Genomic DNA, 16,252 nt, shown 5'->3' with positions numbered 1-16,252 from the left:
TGTGCTTCTTTTGGGATAGAAAGAAAGCACTTACAATCTAAATTCATTTATGAGGGAGCGATTTTTTATGACAGCAACACGCGGTTTAGAAGGTATCGTAGCAGCAGAGTCAAAAATCAGTTCAATTATCGATGACACACTTACATATGTAGGTTATAACATTGATGATCTAACTGATAACGCTACATTCGAAGAGGTAGTTTACTTACTTTGGCATACACGTCTACCGAAAGAAGATGAATTAGCAGAGTTAACTAAACAATTAGCAGAAAATGCTAGTGTACCTCAAGCGATTTTTGACCAATTTAAAACATACCCATTAGACACAGTACACCCAATGGCAGCTCTACGTACAGCTGTATCTTTATTAGGTGTATATGACGAAGAAGCTGACGACATGTCTCCAGAAGCAAACTACCGTAAAGCGATTCGTTTACAAGCTAAAATTGCTACTGTAGTTACTGGTTTCTCTCGTATCCGCAGAGGTTTAGAACCAGTTGCACCAAAACCTGAATTAGGATATGCAGCAAACTTCTTATATATGTTACATGGTAAAGAGCCACAACCAATTGAAGTTGAAGCATTCAACAAAGCATTAGTTTTACATGCTGACCATGAATTAAATGCTTCTACATTTACAGCTCGCGTATGTGTAGCAACACTTTCTGATGTATACTCTGGTGTTACTGCAGCAATTGGCGCTCTTAAAGGTCCTCTACACGGTGGAGCAAACGAGCAAGTAATGAAAATGTTATCTGAAATTGGTTCAATTGATAACGTTGAATCTTATATTCAAGGTAAATTAGATAATAAAGAAAAAATCATGGGATTCGGTCACCGCGTATATCGTAAAGGCGACCCACGTGCTAAACACTTACGTGCAATGAGTGAAAAATTAACTAAATTAACTGGCAAACCAGAATTATTTGAAATGTCAGTTAAAATTCATGATATGATCGTAGGCCAAAAAGGTCTTCCAGCAAACGTTGACTTCTTCTCAGCGTCTGTTTACGATTCTTTAGGAATTGAACATGATTTATTTACTCCAATCTTTGCTGTTTCTCGTACATCAGGTTGGGTAGCACACATCCTAGAACAATATGCTAATAACCGCTTAATTCGTCCTAGAGCAGAATATGTGGGACCTGGAATGCAAAAATATGTTCCAATTAACGAGCGATAATTTTTAAAAATTATGTTAAAATGTCAAGGACTGTGTTTTATTAATGGCACAGTCCTAGACTTATGACTTTAGGAGGCAACTTTAATGAGTAAAATTGTAGTAGAAAACGGTGTACTTCAAGTACCAAACAATCCAACAATTCCATTTATCGAAGGTGACGGAATTGGTCCTGATATTTGGGCTGCAGCATCACGCGTAATCGATGCAGCTGTTGAAAAAGCTTACAACGGCGAAAAGAAAATTGAATGGTTAGAAGTACTTGCTGGTGAAAAAGCATTCAACCAAACTGGTGAATGGTTACCACAAGAAACTTTAGATAAAATCAACGAATACTTAATCGCAATCAAAGGTCCTCTTACAACTCCAATCGGTGGCGGTATCCGTTCACTAAACGTTGCATTACGTCAAGAACTTGACTTATATGTTTGCTTACGTCCAGTACGTCACTTCGATGGTGTTCCTTCTCCAGTAAAACGTCCAGAAGATGTTGATATGGTAATCTTCCGTGAAAACACTGAAGATATTTATGCTGGTATCGAGTATGCTCAAGGTACTGAAGAAGTTAAAAAAGTAATCAACTTCTTAAAAGAAGAAATGGGCGTTAACAAAATCCGTTTCCCAGAAACTTCAGGTATCGGTATTAAACCAGTATCAGTTGAAGGTACTGAGCGTTTAGTACGTGCTGCAATCGAATACGCTATTAAACATAACCGTCCATCAGTAACATTAGTTCACAAAGGTAACATCATGAAATTCACTGAAGGTGGATTCAAAAACTGGGGTTATGCATTAGCTGAACGTGAATATGGTGATAAAGTATTCACTTGGGATCAATACGACAGAATTAAAGCAGAACAAGGTGTTGAAGCTGCTAACAAAGCACAAGCTGATGCTGAAGCTGCTGGTAAAATCATCGTAAAAGATTCAATCGCTGATATCTTCTTACAACAAATCTTAACTCGTCCAAAAGAGTTCGATGTAGTAGCTACTATGAACTTAAACGGTGACTACATTTCTGATGCATTAGCTGCACAAGTTGGTGGTATTGGTATCGCTCCAGGAGCTAACATTAACTATGTAACTGGACATGCTATTTTCGAAGCTACTCACGGTACAGCTCCAAAATATGCTGGTCAAGATAAAGTTAACCCATCATCAGTATTACTTTCTGGTGTGTTAATGCTTGAACACTTAGGTTGGCAAGAAGCTGCAGATTTAATTACTAAATCTGTAGAAAATACAATTTCTTCTAAAGTTGTAACTTACGACTTCGCTCGTTTAATGGAAGGTGCAACTGAAGTTAAATGTTCTGAATTCGCTAACGAATTAATTAAAAACCTTTAATATTAAAATTTAATCAATTTAGATAATTTATTTTGATTCATTACTTATTAGTTGACTAATAATAATGAAATAGGACAAAATAATATTGTCAAAAAAAGGAGAGGATTTTCGAATTCTCTCCTTTTTGTGTAAAATAATAAAATATTGAAGGAGCGTATTTGAATGACATTGAAACGAAAAAAGATCTCAGTAATTGGTGCCGGCTTCACTGGTGCAACTGCAGCCTTTTTAGCAGCTCAAAAAGAACTTGGTGATGTTGTATTAGTAGATATTCCCGATGCAGAAAACCCAACTAAAGGAAAAGCGCTAGATATGTGGGAAGCAGCTCCGGTGCAAGGTTTTGATTCATATGTAAAAGGTACTTCAAATTATGAAGATACTGCTGATTCTGATGTAGTGATTATTACTGCTGGTGTTGCACGTAAGCCTGGTATGAGCCGTGATGACTTAGTTCAAATTAATCAAAAGGTTATGAAATCTGTTTCTGGTCAAATAGCCAAATACTCTCCAAATGCAACAATTATTGTTTTAACAAATCCGGTAGATGCTATGACGTACACGGTTTATAAAGAAACAGGTTTCCCTAAAAATCGTGTCATTGGTCAATCTGGTGTATTAGATACAGCTCGTTTCTGTGCTTTTGTCGCAGAAGAATTAAATATTTCAGTAAAAGATATTAGAGGGTTCGTACTTGGTGGCCATGGTGATACAATGGTTCCTCTTACACGTTATTCTTATGCAGGTGGTATCCCACTTGAAAAATTAATCTCACCAGAACGTTTAGAAGAAATCGTACAACGAACTCGTGTTGGTGGGGGCGAAATCGTTAACTTATTAGGTAACGGTTCAGCTTATTATGCACCTGCTGCAGCACTTATCGAAATGGCTGAAGCAATTATCAAAGATCAAAAACGCGTTTTACCTTCAATTGCATATTTAGAAGGTGAATATGGATATGATGGTATTTATCTTGGAGTTCCAACTCTTCTAGGTGCAGAAGGTGTTGAAAAAATCTTTGAGTTAGACTTAACAGATAGTGAAAAAGCAGCTTTAGACGTTTCTGCACAAGCAGTACGTGATGTAATGGCTGTATTAGAATAGTTTTTAGAGTAAATCGAGCAGGGCAAGTATCCTGTTCGATTTTTTCTTTTTACTGTAACTTATCTAAGCTTCTAAGATTATTGTTATTTTCTGAAAAAGTTGATACTATGAGAGTAATCTCAAATATAAAGGGGTTGCGAAGTTGCTGTTGAGAAAGGGTATGAAAATTGGTAAAAAAATAAATGAGCTTGTAGTTGGTGAAAGGTTACAAATAACAGAAAAAATAGAGGATAAAGATTTATTACTTTATTTAGGTTTAACGAACGATAGTAACCCTCTATATATTCAGCATGATTATGCAGCTGAAACATCATATAAAAAACCAATCGTTCCTGTCATTATGTTAAATGGCATTATTACTTCTGCCATATCCAAACATATGCCTGGACCTGGTTCTCATATTCGTGAACAACATTTAACATACCTTGAACCAGTTTATCATTATGAAACAATTGAAATACTATTCGAAGTACAGCAAGTTGATTTGAATTTAAATATAGTTGATATCTATGTAAGTGCTATAAAAGACAAGAATGTACAGGTAATAGAAGGAATAATTAAAGTATTACCTCCCAATTAGGACGTGCAAATGATTTGAAATGGGGGTTTCAAATCAACATTGGAGGTTTAACGATGACAAAAACAATCTTAGTTGTAGAAGATGAAATTTCAATCGCAACATTATTAAAATATAATTTAGAACGAGTGGGTTATGAAGTCTTGCTTGCTCATGATGGAAAAACAGGTCTAGAAACTGCTATTACTCATGTACCTGATTTAATTATTCTTGATTTAATGTTACCAACGATGGATGGTATGGAAGTTTGTAAGGAAATACGTAGTCAAAAATTCAATATACCAATTATTATGTTAACAGCGCGGGATGATGAGTTTGATAAAGTACTTGGACTAGAACTTGGTGCAGATGATTATATGACAAAACCATTTAGTCCACGTGAATTAGTGGCGAGGGTAAAAGCAGTTTTACGTCGATTCACAACGACTCCATCACAAGAGGTAGAAATGGATAAAACGTTTTATCAATTTGGGAACTTGCAAGTTTATCCAGAACGTTTTGAAGCTTTCTTAAATGAGGAACCATTAGACTTTACACCGAAAGAATTTGAATTACTTGTTTATTTATTAGAAAATAAAAATCGTGTATTAACACGTGACCAATTGTTGAGTGCAGTATGGAACTATGATTTTGCAGGTGATACACGAATTGTAGATGTTCATATCAGTCACTTAAGGGATAAAATTGAAGAGAATAGCCGTAAACCGAAATACATTAAAACGATTAGAGGAATCGGGTATAAATTCGAGGAGCCGAAAATGGTATGAAAGCTTATAGCAATAGACTCTTTTTATTTTACATCATATTAACTGGCTCTATTTTAGCTGTCCTTGGCTTTGTCTTAGGCCAGCTTTTTCCTTTCTATATTGAAAAATTTTTTATCGAAAACAATATAAAAATTGATGATTATCAATTGGATTACTTCAAAAAACAGTTTGCCTTTGTTATGAATTTATGTTTAATTGTTGCATTTATTTTTATCTGTTTGGTTACGAGCAGGTTAATAAGAAATTTACTAGACCCAATTGATAATATTACACAAACAGCTAGGGAATTAACAAAAGGAAATTATCGAGCGAGAGCATATGCTGCAGGTCCTGCCAGTATCGTTGACTTGAGAAACTCGATAAATTTATTGGCTCGAAACTTACAAGAGATAGAAAAGTTAAAAGAAATTGAAGATGAACGATTGAAAACGTTAATTGAAAATATGGGTAGCGCACTAATTATGATTGACCGCGAAGCTACTGTTTCGATAGTTAATCGTCAATTTTTAGATGGCTTTGAATTACAGTTAGATGAAGTACGAGGGAAAAATTTCTTAACTTTAGGTTTACCAGAAAAATTAGAGAAGTTTATTGATCATGTTTTTTTAACGGAGCTACCTTATCGTAAACAAATTGAAATTGTTGTAAATCATGAAATTCAATACAAACAAGTATACGGTGCCCCAGTAGTTGGAGAGCATGGGCGTTGGTTAGGTGTTGTTATTGTTATGCATGATATTTCAGAGCTAATTCGACTCGAACAAATTCGAAAAGATTTTGTTGCGAACGTATCCCATGAATTGCGCACACCCATTACGTCCATTAAAGGATTTTCGGAAACTTTGTTGGATGGTGCATTTAAAGATGAACAAATGCTTATTTCATTTTTAGATATAATTTATCAGGAAAGTAATCGACTACAAATGTTGATAGAAGATTTACTTGAATTATCTAGAATTGAGCAACATGGTTTTTCTGTAAAAATTATGCCAACAAGTTTACAAGATGTTTTAAATCGTGCAGTGGAGCTAACTATCCCGCGTTTAGTTGAAAAAAATATGCAGTTTCAGATTGACGCTGAACAGGATGTCATCATTGCTGGTGATTTCAATCGTTTAATACAAGTATTTACGAATTTAATAACAAATGCGATTACCTATTCACCGGAAAATACAACGATATCTTTAAGAATTAAACAAAGCGACAGATTCGGAATTATCGAAGTAGAAGATCAAGGAATTGGCATTGCGAAAAATGAAATTGCCCGGATATTTGAACGATTTTATCGGGTAGATAAAGCAAGAAGTCGTAATTCAGGTGGAACGGGCCTTGGTCTAGCCATTGTTAAGCATATCATCGAAGCACATCAAGGAAAAATTCAAGTCGAAAGTACAGTAGGGAAAGGGACTTGTATGAAAGTATTAATTCCTTTGCAAAGAAACTTGAATTAACAATTTCTTTACATTATTGTTATGTTCCCTTCATATTCATCGATTAACCTTAAATCTAGAAACCCCCTGTTTCAGATTTAGTAATATTGCAAAGTATAAAGTAAATGTCTCACCATAAGTGAGGCATTTTCTTTTTGCAACAATTTATTGATTGTTAATATTTTTGTAATTAATGAAACTTTTTATAAATTTTTACGTAAATAAGGTAATTCAAAAAAACGAGGAGGATGAAAATGAGTGTAAAAAAAACATTGCTCATCACAGGTATGTCGGTACTAGCAATCATTGCATTATTAGCTGTTTTTACATCTTGGTACACTGTTGATGAATCAGAGCAAGCAGTTGTCATTACATTTGGGTCTGCAGATGAAACCATTACGGATTCAGGTTTGCACTTTAAGTTACCGTGGCCAATCCAAAAGGTTGAGGTACTTTCAAAAGAGACATATAGTTTACAATTCGGCTATAAACAGACTGATGAAGGGGTAGTCGAAACGTTTGATAGTGAAACGAAGATGATTACTGGTGATGAAAACATTGTATTAACCGATTTAATTGTACAATGGAAAATTACAGACCCTGAAAAATATTTATTCAATGCAGAAAATCCAAAAAAGATACTACATAATGCCACTTCAAGTGCGATTCGCTCTATCATTGGTAGCTCAACAATTGATGAAGCTTTAACAGATGGAAAGGCTGAAATTGAAGCGAGTACCCGAGATTTACTAGTTAATTTAATTGAAAAATATGATATCGGAATTAGTATTTTAGGGGTTAAGCTACAAGATGTTGAATTACCAAATGCTGAAGTTCGTGCAGCGTTTACAGCCGTAACGGATGCGCGTGAAACGAAAAATACGAAAACGAACGAAGCAAAAAAATATGAAAACCAAAAGCTAAGTGAAGCTCAAGGGGAAAAAGATGCAATAATTTCCCGTGCTGAAGGTGAAAAAGTTGCACGTATTCAACAAGCAGAAGGTGAAGTTGCAGTATTTAAAAAGTTATATGAGCAATATGCGGGCAATAAAGAAATTACCCGACAACGTTTAATTGTTGAAACGTTAGAGGCTGTACTTCCAAATGCTCAAATTTATATCATGAATGATGAAGGGGAAACGTTAAAATATTTACCTCTTCAACCGACAGCTAGTTCTTCTCCAAAACAAACTGAAGAATCTACTGAAGGAGGCGACAAACAATGAGTAACAACAACTTTGATGGCGATTTAGAGAAATTCATTAAATCACTTTTTGCTAGCAAAAATAAAAAGGATAAAAACGTTGTTGATATTAAAGATGCAAAAGTAATAAAAGAAAAGAATAAAAAGCCCTTTGATGGTCGTAAATTTGCCAAGTCTGCTATCGTTCTAACAGCCTTGTTTGCAGTAATAGTTATAATCCTTGCTAATATTTATATTGTAAAAGAAAATGAATATCGTGTAGTACGTCAATTTGGAGAAGTTGTAAAATACGAAAATGAACCGGGTATTAATTTTAAAGTGCCGTTTATCCAAAGTGTGACAACATTACCGAAAAATTTAATGACGTATGATATGACAGAAGAAGAGATTAATACGTTAGATAAAAAGCGAATCATTATTGATAATTATGCAGTTTGGCGCGTTACAGATCCAAAGGCATTGATTTCGAATGCGGGGAACTTAGTGAATGCAGAATCGCGTATGGAAGAATATATTTACTCGGTTATTCGAACTGAGTTAGGACAATTAAATTATGATGATATCATTAATGATGAAAACTCTTCACGTGGTAGTATTAATGATAAAGTGACAGAAAGAGTGAATGAATTATTAACGGATGGGAATTTTGGTATTGAAGTAGTGGATGTTCGTATTCGTCGTACGGACTTACCAGAAGAAAATGAACAATCCGTTTATACACGTATGATTTCTGAACGTGAATCTATTGCACAAAAGTATTTATCTGAAGGGGACGCCGAGAAAAATCGTATTGAGGCACAAACGGATCGAAAGGTACAAGAATTAATTGCAACAGCTAAAAAAGAAGCTGCATTGATTCGAGCTGAAGGGGAATCAGAGGCTGCGAAAATTTATAACAGAGAATTCTCTAAGGATCCAGAGTTCTATTCATTGTATCGTACTTTAGAATCGTATAAAAAGACAATTGATGATGATACTATGATTATCCTACCATCAGATTCACCATATGCAAAAATTTTATCCGGCTACCTAGAATAATAAAATTTTTCACCACCTATCAGAGCGATTCTGATAGGTGGTTTTTTGATAGTCATCGGAATATAGATTCTAATAAAAATATAAGTTATGTGAGCGGACTTAGCACACAAGCCGCAAAGCCAACTTGTAGTTGTCTTTACGACTTGTCCTTGTGCTTGTGTTAGGTCCGCTCACAGTCTTTTCATTACTACTAAAATTTCTAAAATAGTACGCGGCTTACAGTGGTAGGCCGCGCTTTCTTTTTTAGACATATACTTCCAAAATGGAATATTCTTCGTCTTCTTAAATCTCCAAAATACAATTCACATAATTTACTACTTTATATTAGTATATTTATTGTTATAATAAAATAGTAATTTTTTAATAGAAAAGAGGTAAAGCGATTGAATAACTTAAATAAATGGATTCAAAATGTATTGTTAGCTTTTATTATGACTTGTTCAATTACAGCTTTATTTACTCCGACACCTTATACTTGGACGAAATTTGAAATTTTCTATATACCAATAACATTTATTCCTATATTCTTTTTAACATTATTTGTTGCAGAAGAAGTACGAAATAGTTTTAAAAAAGTTTTCAAGTTTGATAAGCGTAAAGACAAACGCCCGATTTGGCAAGTCGGTGTAGGTATGATTTTTTATTTTGCACAAGTTGGTTTTGTTGAAGTTTTTGCACGTTCATTTATGACTTATAAATTAGCTGGAATGCCATTATATTTAGTAATTTCCTTTTTAAATGCATTTTTAATCACTGTTATTTATGAAGAAATCTTTTATCCGAAAGAAAAACGTATGCTAAAAAGGTAATAATATTTAATGACAAAACACGTATTGATCGTTTATGGATGGATACGTGTTTTATAATGGAAAAAAGTCGTTAATAAAGATAAAGTTAAATAGAGATACTTCGTGAAGTTTTTGATTTACATAATAAAGGAGAATTTTGATGGCAAAAGAAAAATTATTATTACTGGACGGAAATAGTTTGGCCTATCGAGCATTTTTTGCATTACCGCTTCTTGCAAATGAAAGTGGCATCCATACAAATGCGGTGTACGGATTTACAACGATGCTTCAAAAGATTTTAGAAGAAGAAAAACCGACAAAAATGCTAGTAGCCTTTGATGCAGGAAAAACTACATTCCGTCATGAAACCTTTGATGAATATAAAGGTGGACGTCAAAAAACACCACCAGAATTGTCGGAGCAATTTCCATACTTACGAAAACTAATTGATGCGTATCAAATTAAACGATACGAAAAAGAACTCTATGAAGCAGATGATATAATTGGTACTTTAGCAAAACAAGCTGAAAATAAAGATATGGAAGTCATTATTGTTTCGGGGGATAAAGATTTAACTCAACTAGCAACAGAGCAAGTGAGCGTATATATTACTCGAAAAGGTATGACAGATATTGAGAAATACACACCTAGTCATATTGAAGAAAAATATGGCTTAACACCTAAACAAATTATTGATATGAAAGGGTTAATGGGAGATCCATCCGATAATATTCCAGGGGTACCTGGCGTAGGTGAAAAAACAGCGATAAAACTGCTGAAGGAATATGGTTCTGTAGAAGCGCTATACGAACAAATTGATGGTATGAAAAAATCGAAAATGAAAGAGAAGCTTGAAGCGAACGAAGAACAAGCGAAGATGTCAAAAAAATTAGCAACCATCTTTACTGATGCACCGATTGACATTTCATTAGAAGATTTAGATTACCCTGGTCCAAATGAAGAAGAAGTTTTACAAGTGTGGCAGGAGCTTTCGTTCAAATCGTTAATTGAAAAAAGTGATTTCCAAGTTGAAGAGAAAGTTACGGCAGAATTAGATTTTGAAATTGTTCAAGAAGTGACACCTGATATGTTAAAAGACGCAATGGCTGTCCATGTAGAGATAGAAAACGAACACTATCACACTTGCCAAATTTTAGGTGTTGGTTTTTCAGATGGACTAGCTAATTTTTTCGTTTCCATTGATACTTTAAGCAATAATGAAACGCTAAAAAATTGGCTAGAAGATGATTCAAAGAAAAAATATATGTCTGATAGCAAAGCTGCACAAGCCATTTTAAACCGTATAAATATTGATTTGCGAGGAGTAGAGTTTGATATGTTGCTTGCGTCCTATATTGTAAATCCAGCTATTTCTGGTGATGATGTTGCAACACTTGCCTCCGAATTCGGATATCGTGATGTTCAAGCGAATGAAACGATATATGGTAAAGGTGCAAAATGGACTGTTCCTAATGAAAATGTGTTAGCTGAGCATGTGGCAAGAAAGGCATTTGCTATTTGGACATTACAACCAGTGCTTGAAGAAAAATTAAGAGAAAATGAACAATTTGATCTGTACTATGATCTTGAACTACCTTTAGCTACCATCCTAGGCAAAATGGAAAGTGAAGGGATTAAAGTTAATATTGAAACATTAGAAAAAATGGGTGTAGAACTTGAAGAGAAAATCACATCTTTAGAGAAAGAAATTTATGAATTAGCAGGTGAAACATTCAATATTAATTCACCGAAACAACTTGGTGTGATTCTATTTGAAAAATTAGGTTTACCTGTTATTAAGAAAACGAAAACAGGTTATTCCACTGCTGCTGATGTGTTAGAAAGACTACAAACAGAACATACCATCGTAAAATATATTTTAGATTACCGTCAGTTGGCGAAATTGAAGTCAACGTATATTGAAGGGTTAATCAAGGAAGTACACCGTGAAGATAGTAAAGTGCATACTCGTTTCCAACAAGCATTAACAGCAACGGGTCGATTAAGTTCTACAGATCCAAATCTTCAAAATATCCCGATTCGTTTAGAAGAAGGACGTAAAATAAGACAAGCATTTGTACCTTCAAATGAAGATTGGGTCTTGTTTGCTGCGGATTATTCACAAATTGAATTACGTGTACTTGCACATATGTCTAATGACGAAAATTTAGTAGATGCCTTTAATCAAGGAATGGATATTCATACTCGTACTGCAATGGATGTGTTCCATGTTTCAGAAGATGAAGTAACGAGTAACATGCGCCGTGCTGCAAAAGCAGTTAACTTCGGTATTGTATATGGAATCAGTGATTACGGTTTATCTCAGAATTTAGATATTACTCGTAAAGAAGCGGGTGAGTTTATTGATAAATATTTACAAAGTTTTCCTGGTGTAAAAGAGTATATGGATAATATTGTTCAGGAAGCTAAATTAAAAGGGTATGTCACTACGATTTTAAATCGTCGTCGATATTTACCGGATATTACAAATCGAAACTTTAATTTAAGAAGTTTTGCAGAAAGAACTGCAATGAACACCCCAATTCAAGGAAGTGCTGCTGACATTATTAAAAAGGCAATGATTGATATGGATGCAAAATTAAAAGAAGAGGGGCTTAAATCGAAATTATTATTACAGGTGCATGATGAATTAATATTTGAAGCACCACGAGATGAAATTGAAATTTTAGAACGAATTGTACCAGAAGTAATGGAAAATGCTATAGAATTAAAAGTTCCTTTAAAAGTGGATTTCTCATATGGTAGTACTTGGTACGATGCAAAGTAAGGAAGTGTAGAGATGCCTGAATTACCAGAAGTAGAAGGTGTTGTTCGGGCGTTAGTGCCTAAAGTAGAAGGGAAGACAATTGAAAAAGTTGAACTATCCCAAACGATTTATAATTCTTGGGCAGAAGGTAAGCAATGCATTGTGAAAGCGATAGAACCTAACTTATTTGAACAAGCAATGCAAGGAATGACATTTTCGAAAATAACACGGCGTTCCAAATATATCTATTTTCATTTAGAAAAAAATTATGATGAGTATTTATTTGTTAATCATTTAGGTATGACAGGTGCTTGGTTTGTCGTAAATGATTTAAATGAGATTACAGAAGAAAAATTCAGGAAGCATACCCATGGCGTTTTTTACTTAACGTCAGGGGAACTGCTTGTTTATAGTGATATTCGTCGATTTGGGGAAATGCGCTTTATTGTGAAGGAAGAAGAACATGCACCGCTATTGCAAATGGCACCAGAACCTTTTGAAGAAGATGCTTGTGATTTTTTCCTCAGAAAGAGTGAGTTACCGAAATATCAAAATAAACCGATTAAAGAAGTCATTATGGACGGACAAGTAATTTCCGGTTGCGGTAATATATACGCAACTGAATCACTATTTAAGATGGGAATTCATCCTGGTCGAAAAACGAGCCGTATAAGTAAACAGAGAAAGATTGAATTATTTGAAGTTATCCGCAACATTTTACAAGAAAGTATTGATATGGGCGGATCAACAATTTCGGATTATCGTAACATTAACGGTGAAGCAGGTGGAATGCAGCACCGACTTAAAATGTACGGTAAGAAAATCTGTCCTCAATGCGGATCAAATACAAAATCGATGGTCATTGGTGGGCGTACTTCAGTCTATTGCCCACAATGTCAACATTAAAAGGTGTGGGATTTGGGAATGATTATTGGATTAACTGGTAGTATTGCGAGTGGTAAAAGTACAGTAGCTAATATGTTAAAAGAATATGGTTTTCCAATTGTTGATGCGGATTTAGTAGCTCGACAAGTAGTAGAGCGTGGAAGTGAAACATTACAAAAAATAGCGGATGTTTTTGGTCCAGAAGTAATAACACCTGAAGGAGCGATGGATCGAGCAAAAGTCGGCTCCATCATTTTTCATGACGAATCTAAACGTAAAGTATTAAATGATATTATCCATCCAGCCATTAGAGCAGAAATGTTGCGTCAACGGGATGAACATGTTGCAAACGGGGCAAAAACAGTTATTATGGATATTCCTCTGTTATTTGAAAGTAAACTGCAACATTACGTTGAAAAAATACTTGTTGTTTCAGTAAATGAAGAGACGCAATTGAAACGATTGATTGAACGCAATCGATTAAATGAAGAAGATGCAAAAGCACGCATCAGTTCACAGTTACCTCTTTCAATCAAGGAACAAGGTGCAGATGCGGTGATAAATAATAATGGGTCGATTGAAGAAACTAGACAACAACTCGAAGATATTTTAAATAAATGGAATGTGTTATAACATTCCCCTTGAAATTACAAGGCATAATAACATCCTTTAACCTCTACTCTAAGCGTAGAGGTTTTTTATTTTGATGGATTTGAAATTCGATTTATTATCATTGGATTTAAAAGTAAGTATTATTATGGGTATTACGCTTGAACGAACGCGCTCCGCTTTTCGGATATGTCTAGCTCCGCGCGTTAGCCGTTCGGAAACTTCGACTTCTTCCTGCGTGTGCGAGCACACTTGTCAGAAGTCTCCAGTTTCTTTCAAGGCTGAACGAACGCGCTCCGCTTTTCTAAGATGTCTAGCTGCGAACGCTAGCTCTTTCGGACACTTCAACTTCCTCCGGCGCGTGTAAACACGCTTGTCGGAAGTCTCCAGTGCCTTCAAGAGCTGAACGAGCGTTCTCCGCTTTTCTAATTTGTCTAGCTCCGCGCGTTAGCTCCTCGGCAACTTCAGAATCGCCTTCAAGGGCAAAAAGCGCCCTTTTGTCGATTCCTCCAGTTGTTGTCAGAGCAGGGCGAGCGCTTCCACATTTCTAAGTTGTCTAGCTGCGGCGGGTAGGCTCTCGCGACACTTCGACTCCTCCTACAAAGGCAAAAAGCGCCTTCTTGTCGGAGTCTCCAGTGCGTGTCGAGCCTGAGCGACCCGCCTCCGCTTTTCTTTATATTCAGAATATAAGAATTTTTATTTTGTTGAAGAAATATGTTCACCTTTTTTGCGAATGTGCTATACTATTTGGAGAGAACAGATAACATAATTAAGAGCATATTACAGGAGGCTTTATAGATAATGACAGTTTCTATTGCAATAAATGGTTTTGGCCGAATTGGTCGCATGGTTTTCCGCCAAGCAATTGTACAAGAAGATTTAAATATTGTAGCTATTAATGCAAGCTACCCAGCTGAAACATTAGCTCATTTAATAAAGTATGACACAAATCACGGTAGATTTGAGGGTACTGTCGAAACTGCTGAAAACGCATTAATTGTTAACGGTAAACGAGTAGAGTTAATTAGTGAACGTGATCCATTACAATTACCATGGAAAGAATTAGGTGTGGATATTGTAATCGAAGCAACTGGTAAATTTAATGAACGTAGTAAGGCAGCAATGCACCTAGAAGCTGGTGCTAAAAAAGTAATTTTAACTGCCCCTGGTAAAAACGAAGATGTTACAGTTGTTATGGGTGTAAATGATGAATTATTAGATATTTCTAAGCACGATGTTATTTCTAATGCATCATGTACAACGAACTGTCTAGCTCCTGTAGCAAAAGTATTAAATGATACATTTGGAATTGAAAATGGTTTAATGACTACAGTTCATGCCTATACAAATGACCAAAAAAATATTGATAATCCACATAAAGATTTACGCCGTGCCCGTGCATGTGCGGAGAGTATTATTCCAACATCAACTGGGGCTGCTAAAGCATTAGCATTAGTACTTCCAGAATTACAAGGTAAACTACATGGTATGGCTTTACGTGTTCCAACTTCTAACGTATCTTTAGTTGACCTAGTTGTAGACTTACAAAAAGATGTAACTGTTGAAGAAGTAAACAATGCGTTTAAAGCTGCAGCAGAAGGTCCATTAAAAGGAATCTTAAACTTCTCAGTAGAACCATTAGTATCAACTGATTACAATACAACAACTTATTCTTCAACTGTTGATGGATTATTAACAATGGTAATGGGTACAAGAAAAGTAAAAGTTTTAGCTTGGTATGACAATGAGTGGGGTTATTCTGCACGTGTTGTAGATTTAACGAAGAAAATTGTTAAAGCTTTAGAAACTGTTACTGCATAACCTTGTGAAATAAATATCAATTAAGTCAAAGGTAGGATATACATTCCTGCCTTTTTTTCTTTGTATAGGAAATAATTAGGAAGTACAAATTTGTATTAGTGCTCCTTTAATATTCTTTGTAAACTGTTGCTACATCTCGTACTCTTTTCATGTTTTGTAAATTGTATTAAAATGTTAACTTGCAAAAAGAAATAGAGCATTTTTATAGCGCAAATAGATTTGTTATAATATGATTACGAAATTAAGTTGAACGGAGAATATATATGAGATGTCCAGCTTGTCAATATAATGGTACACGGGTAGTTGATTCAAGACCAGTTGACGATAATAAAGAAATTAGAAGAAGAAGAGAATGTGAATCTTGCGGGTATCGTTTTACAACTTTTGAACGAATTGAAGAAACACCACTAATCGTTGTTAAAAAGGATGGATCTCGGGAAGAATTTAGCCGAGAAAAAGTCTTGCGTGGTTTAATACGTGCATGTGAAAAACGTCCTGTACCATTGGAAACATTAGAATCCATTGTAATTTCAATTGAAAAAAACTTAAGAAGAATCGGTAACTCTGAGGTGCGTTCAGAGGAAATCGGAGAAATGGTTATGGATTTACTTGCAAAAGAAGATGAAGTTGCCTATGTTCGATTTGCTTCTGTGTATCGACAGTTTAAAGATATTAATGTCTTTATATCGGAGTTAAAAGATTTATTGCACCGTCAATCCGATTTAAAAAAATAAAATT

Annotated in this window: 14 protein-coding genes; all 14 read left to right on the top strand. The window is 35.0% G+C overall.

Annotation, left to right across the window (positions count from 1 at the left end; genetic code table 11):
- Positions 1-67 precede the first annotated feature (67 nt).
- Positions 68-1,183, top strand: a complete 1,116-nt coding sequence (citZ, locus tag NKR20_RS12485; RefSeq protein WP_121212708.1) for a citrate synthase — start codon at positions 68-70, stop codon at positions 1,181-1,183.
- Between the two features lie 84 nt (positions 1,184-1,267).
- Entirely contained in the window at positions 1,268-2,527 is a 1,260-nt protein-coding gene (icd, locus tag NKR20_RS12480; RefSeq protein ID WP_121212709.1) for an NADP-dependent isocitrate dehydrogenase, read from the top strand.
- Positions 2,528-2,689: 162 nt separating this feature from the next.
- On the top strand, positions 2,690-3,628 hold the full coding sequence (gene mdh, locus NKR20_RS12475) for a malate dehydrogenase (RefSeq protein WP_121212710.1): 939 nt from the start codon (positions 2,690-2,692) through the stop codon (positions 3,626-3,628).
- A gap of 142 nt (positions 3,629-3,770) precedes the next feature.
- Positions 3,771-4,208, top strand: coding sequence for a MaoC/PaaZ C-terminal domain-containing protein (locus NKR20_RS12470; RefSeq protein WP_121212711.1), 438 nt, complete (start codon positions 3,771-3,773; stop codon positions 4,206-4,208).
- 53 nt (positions 4,209-4,261) lie between these two features.
- Positions 4,262-4,972 (top strand): response regulator transcription factor, encoded by a 711-nt coding sequence (locus NKR20_RS12465; protein WP_121212712.1) that lies wholly within the window; start codon positions 4,262-4,264, stop codon positions 4,970-4,972.
- A complete protein-coding gene (pnpS, locus tag NKR20_RS12460; RefSeq protein ID WP_121212713.1) occupies positions 4,969-6,423 on the top strand; it encodes a two-component system histidine kinase PnpS in 1,455 nt (484 codons plus the stop codon). Before NKR20_RS12465 ends, pnpS begins: the two co-directional genes overlap by 4 nt.
- A gap of 233 nt (positions 6,424-6,656) precedes the next feature.
- The gene (gene hflK, locus NKR20_RS12455; RefSeq protein ID WP_121212714.1) at positions 6,657-7,628 is read left to right on the top strand and encodes an FtsH protease activity modulator HflK; all 972 of its coding nucleotides are present in this window, start codon (positions 6,657-6,659) and stop codon (positions 7,626-7,628) included.
- Entirely contained in the window at positions 7,625-8,644 is a 1,020-nt protein-coding gene (gene hflC, locus NKR20_RS12450) for a protease modulator HflC (RefSeq protein ID WP_121212715.1), read from the top strand. Before hflK ends, hflC begins: the two co-directional genes overlap by 4 nt.
- Positions 8,645-9,027: 383 nt before the next feature.
- A complete protein-coding gene (locus NKR20_RS12445; RefSeq protein WP_253426970.1) occupies positions 9,028-9,453 on the top strand; it encodes a DNA polymerase I in 426 nt (141 codons plus the stop codon).
- Between the two features lie 139 nt (positions 9,454-9,592).
- Complete coding sequence (polA, locus tag NKR20_RS12440) at positions 9,593-12,220, top strand: DNA polymerase I (protein WP_253426969.1); 2,628 nt, start codon at positions 9,593-9,595, stop codon at positions 12,218-12,220.
- 12 nt (positions 12,221-12,232) lie between these two features.
- Complete coding sequence (mutM, locus tag NKR20_RS12435; protein WP_253426968.1) at positions 12,233-13,105, top strand: bifunctional DNA-formamidopyrimidine glycosylase/DNA-(apurinic or apyrimidinic site) lyase; 873 nt, start codon at positions 12,233-12,235, stop codon at positions 13,103-13,105.
- 18 nt (positions 13,106-13,123) lie between these two features.
- Entirely contained in the window at positions 13,124-13,717 is a 594-nt protein-coding gene (gene coaE / locus NKR20_RS12430; protein ID WP_301285929.1) for a dephospho-CoA kinase, read from the top strand.
- A 777-nt stretch (positions 13,718-14,494) separates the two neighbouring features.
- Positions 14,495-15,514, top strand: a complete 1,020-nt coding sequence (locus tag NKR20_RS12425) for a glyceraldehyde-3-phosphate dehydrogenase (protein WP_121212720.1) — start codon at positions 14,495-14,497, stop codon at positions 15,512-15,514.
- A 263-nt stretch (positions 15,515-15,777) separates the two neighbouring features.
- Entirely contained in the window at positions 15,778-16,248 is a 471-nt protein-coding gene (nrdR, locus tag NKR20_RS12420) for a transcriptional regulator NrdR (RefSeq protein WP_121212721.1), read from the top strand.
- The last annotated feature ends 4 nt before the right edge of the window (positions 16,249-16,252 follow it).

The sequence above is a fragment of the Ureibacillus endophyticus genome (genome assembly GCF_024159215.1).
Classification (GTDB): domain Bacteria; phylum Bacillota; class Bacilli; order Bacillales_A; family Planococcaceae; genus Ureibacillus; species Ureibacillus endophyticus.
This window is presented reverse-complemented; position numbering and strand designations above follow the sequence as displayed.

What these genes read in the sequence shown, in the direction of transcription:
- citZ (WP_121212708.1), top strand. Translation starts at nt 68, where the DNA reads ATGACAGCAACACGCGGTTTAGAAGGTATCGTAGCAGCAGAGTCAAAA.
- icd (WP_121212709.1), top strand. Translation starts at nt 1,268, where the DNA reads ATGAGTAAAATTGTAGTAGAAAACGGTGTACTTCAAGTACCAAACAAT.
- mdh (WP_121212710.1), top strand. Translation starts at nt 2,690, where the DNA reads ATGACATTGAAACGAAAAAAGATCTCAGTAATTGGTGCCGGCTTCACT.
- NKR20_RS12465 (WP_121212712.1), top strand. Translation starts at nt 4,262, where the DNA reads ATGACAAAAACAATCTTAGTTGTAGAAGATGAAATTTCAATCGCAACA.
- pnpS (WP_121212713.1), top strand. Translation starts at nt 4,969, where the DNA reads ATGAAAGCTTATAGCAATAGACTCTTTTTATTTTACATCATATTAACT.
- hflK (WP_121212714.1), top strand. Translation starts at nt 6,657, where the DNA reads ATGAGTGTAAAAAAAACATTGCTCATCACAGGTATGTCGGTACTAGCA.
- hflC (WP_121212715.1), top strand. Translation starts at nt 7,625, where the DNA reads ATGAGTAACAACAACTTTGATGGCGATTTAGAGAAATTCATTAAATCA.
- polA (WP_253426969.1), top strand. Translation starts at nt 9,593, where the DNA reads ATGGCAAAAGAAAAATTATTATTACTGGACGGAAATAGTTTGGCCTAT.
- mutM (WP_253426968.1), top strand. Translation starts at nt 12,233, where the DNA reads ATGCCTGAATTACCAGAAGTAGAAGGTGTTGTTCGGGCGTTAGTGCCT.
- coaE (WP_301285929.1), top strand. Translation starts at nt 13,124, where the DNA reads ATGATTATTGGATTAACTGGTAGTATTGCGAGTGGTAAAAGTACAGTA.
- NKR20_RS12425 (WP_121212720.1), top strand. Translation starts at nt 14,495, where the DNA reads ATGACAGTTTCTATTGCAATAAATGGTTTTGGCCGAATTGGTCGCATG.
- nrdR (WP_121212721.1), top strand. Translation starts at nt 15,778, where the DNA reads ATGAGATGTCCAGCTTGTCAATATAATGGTACACGGGTAGTTGATTCA.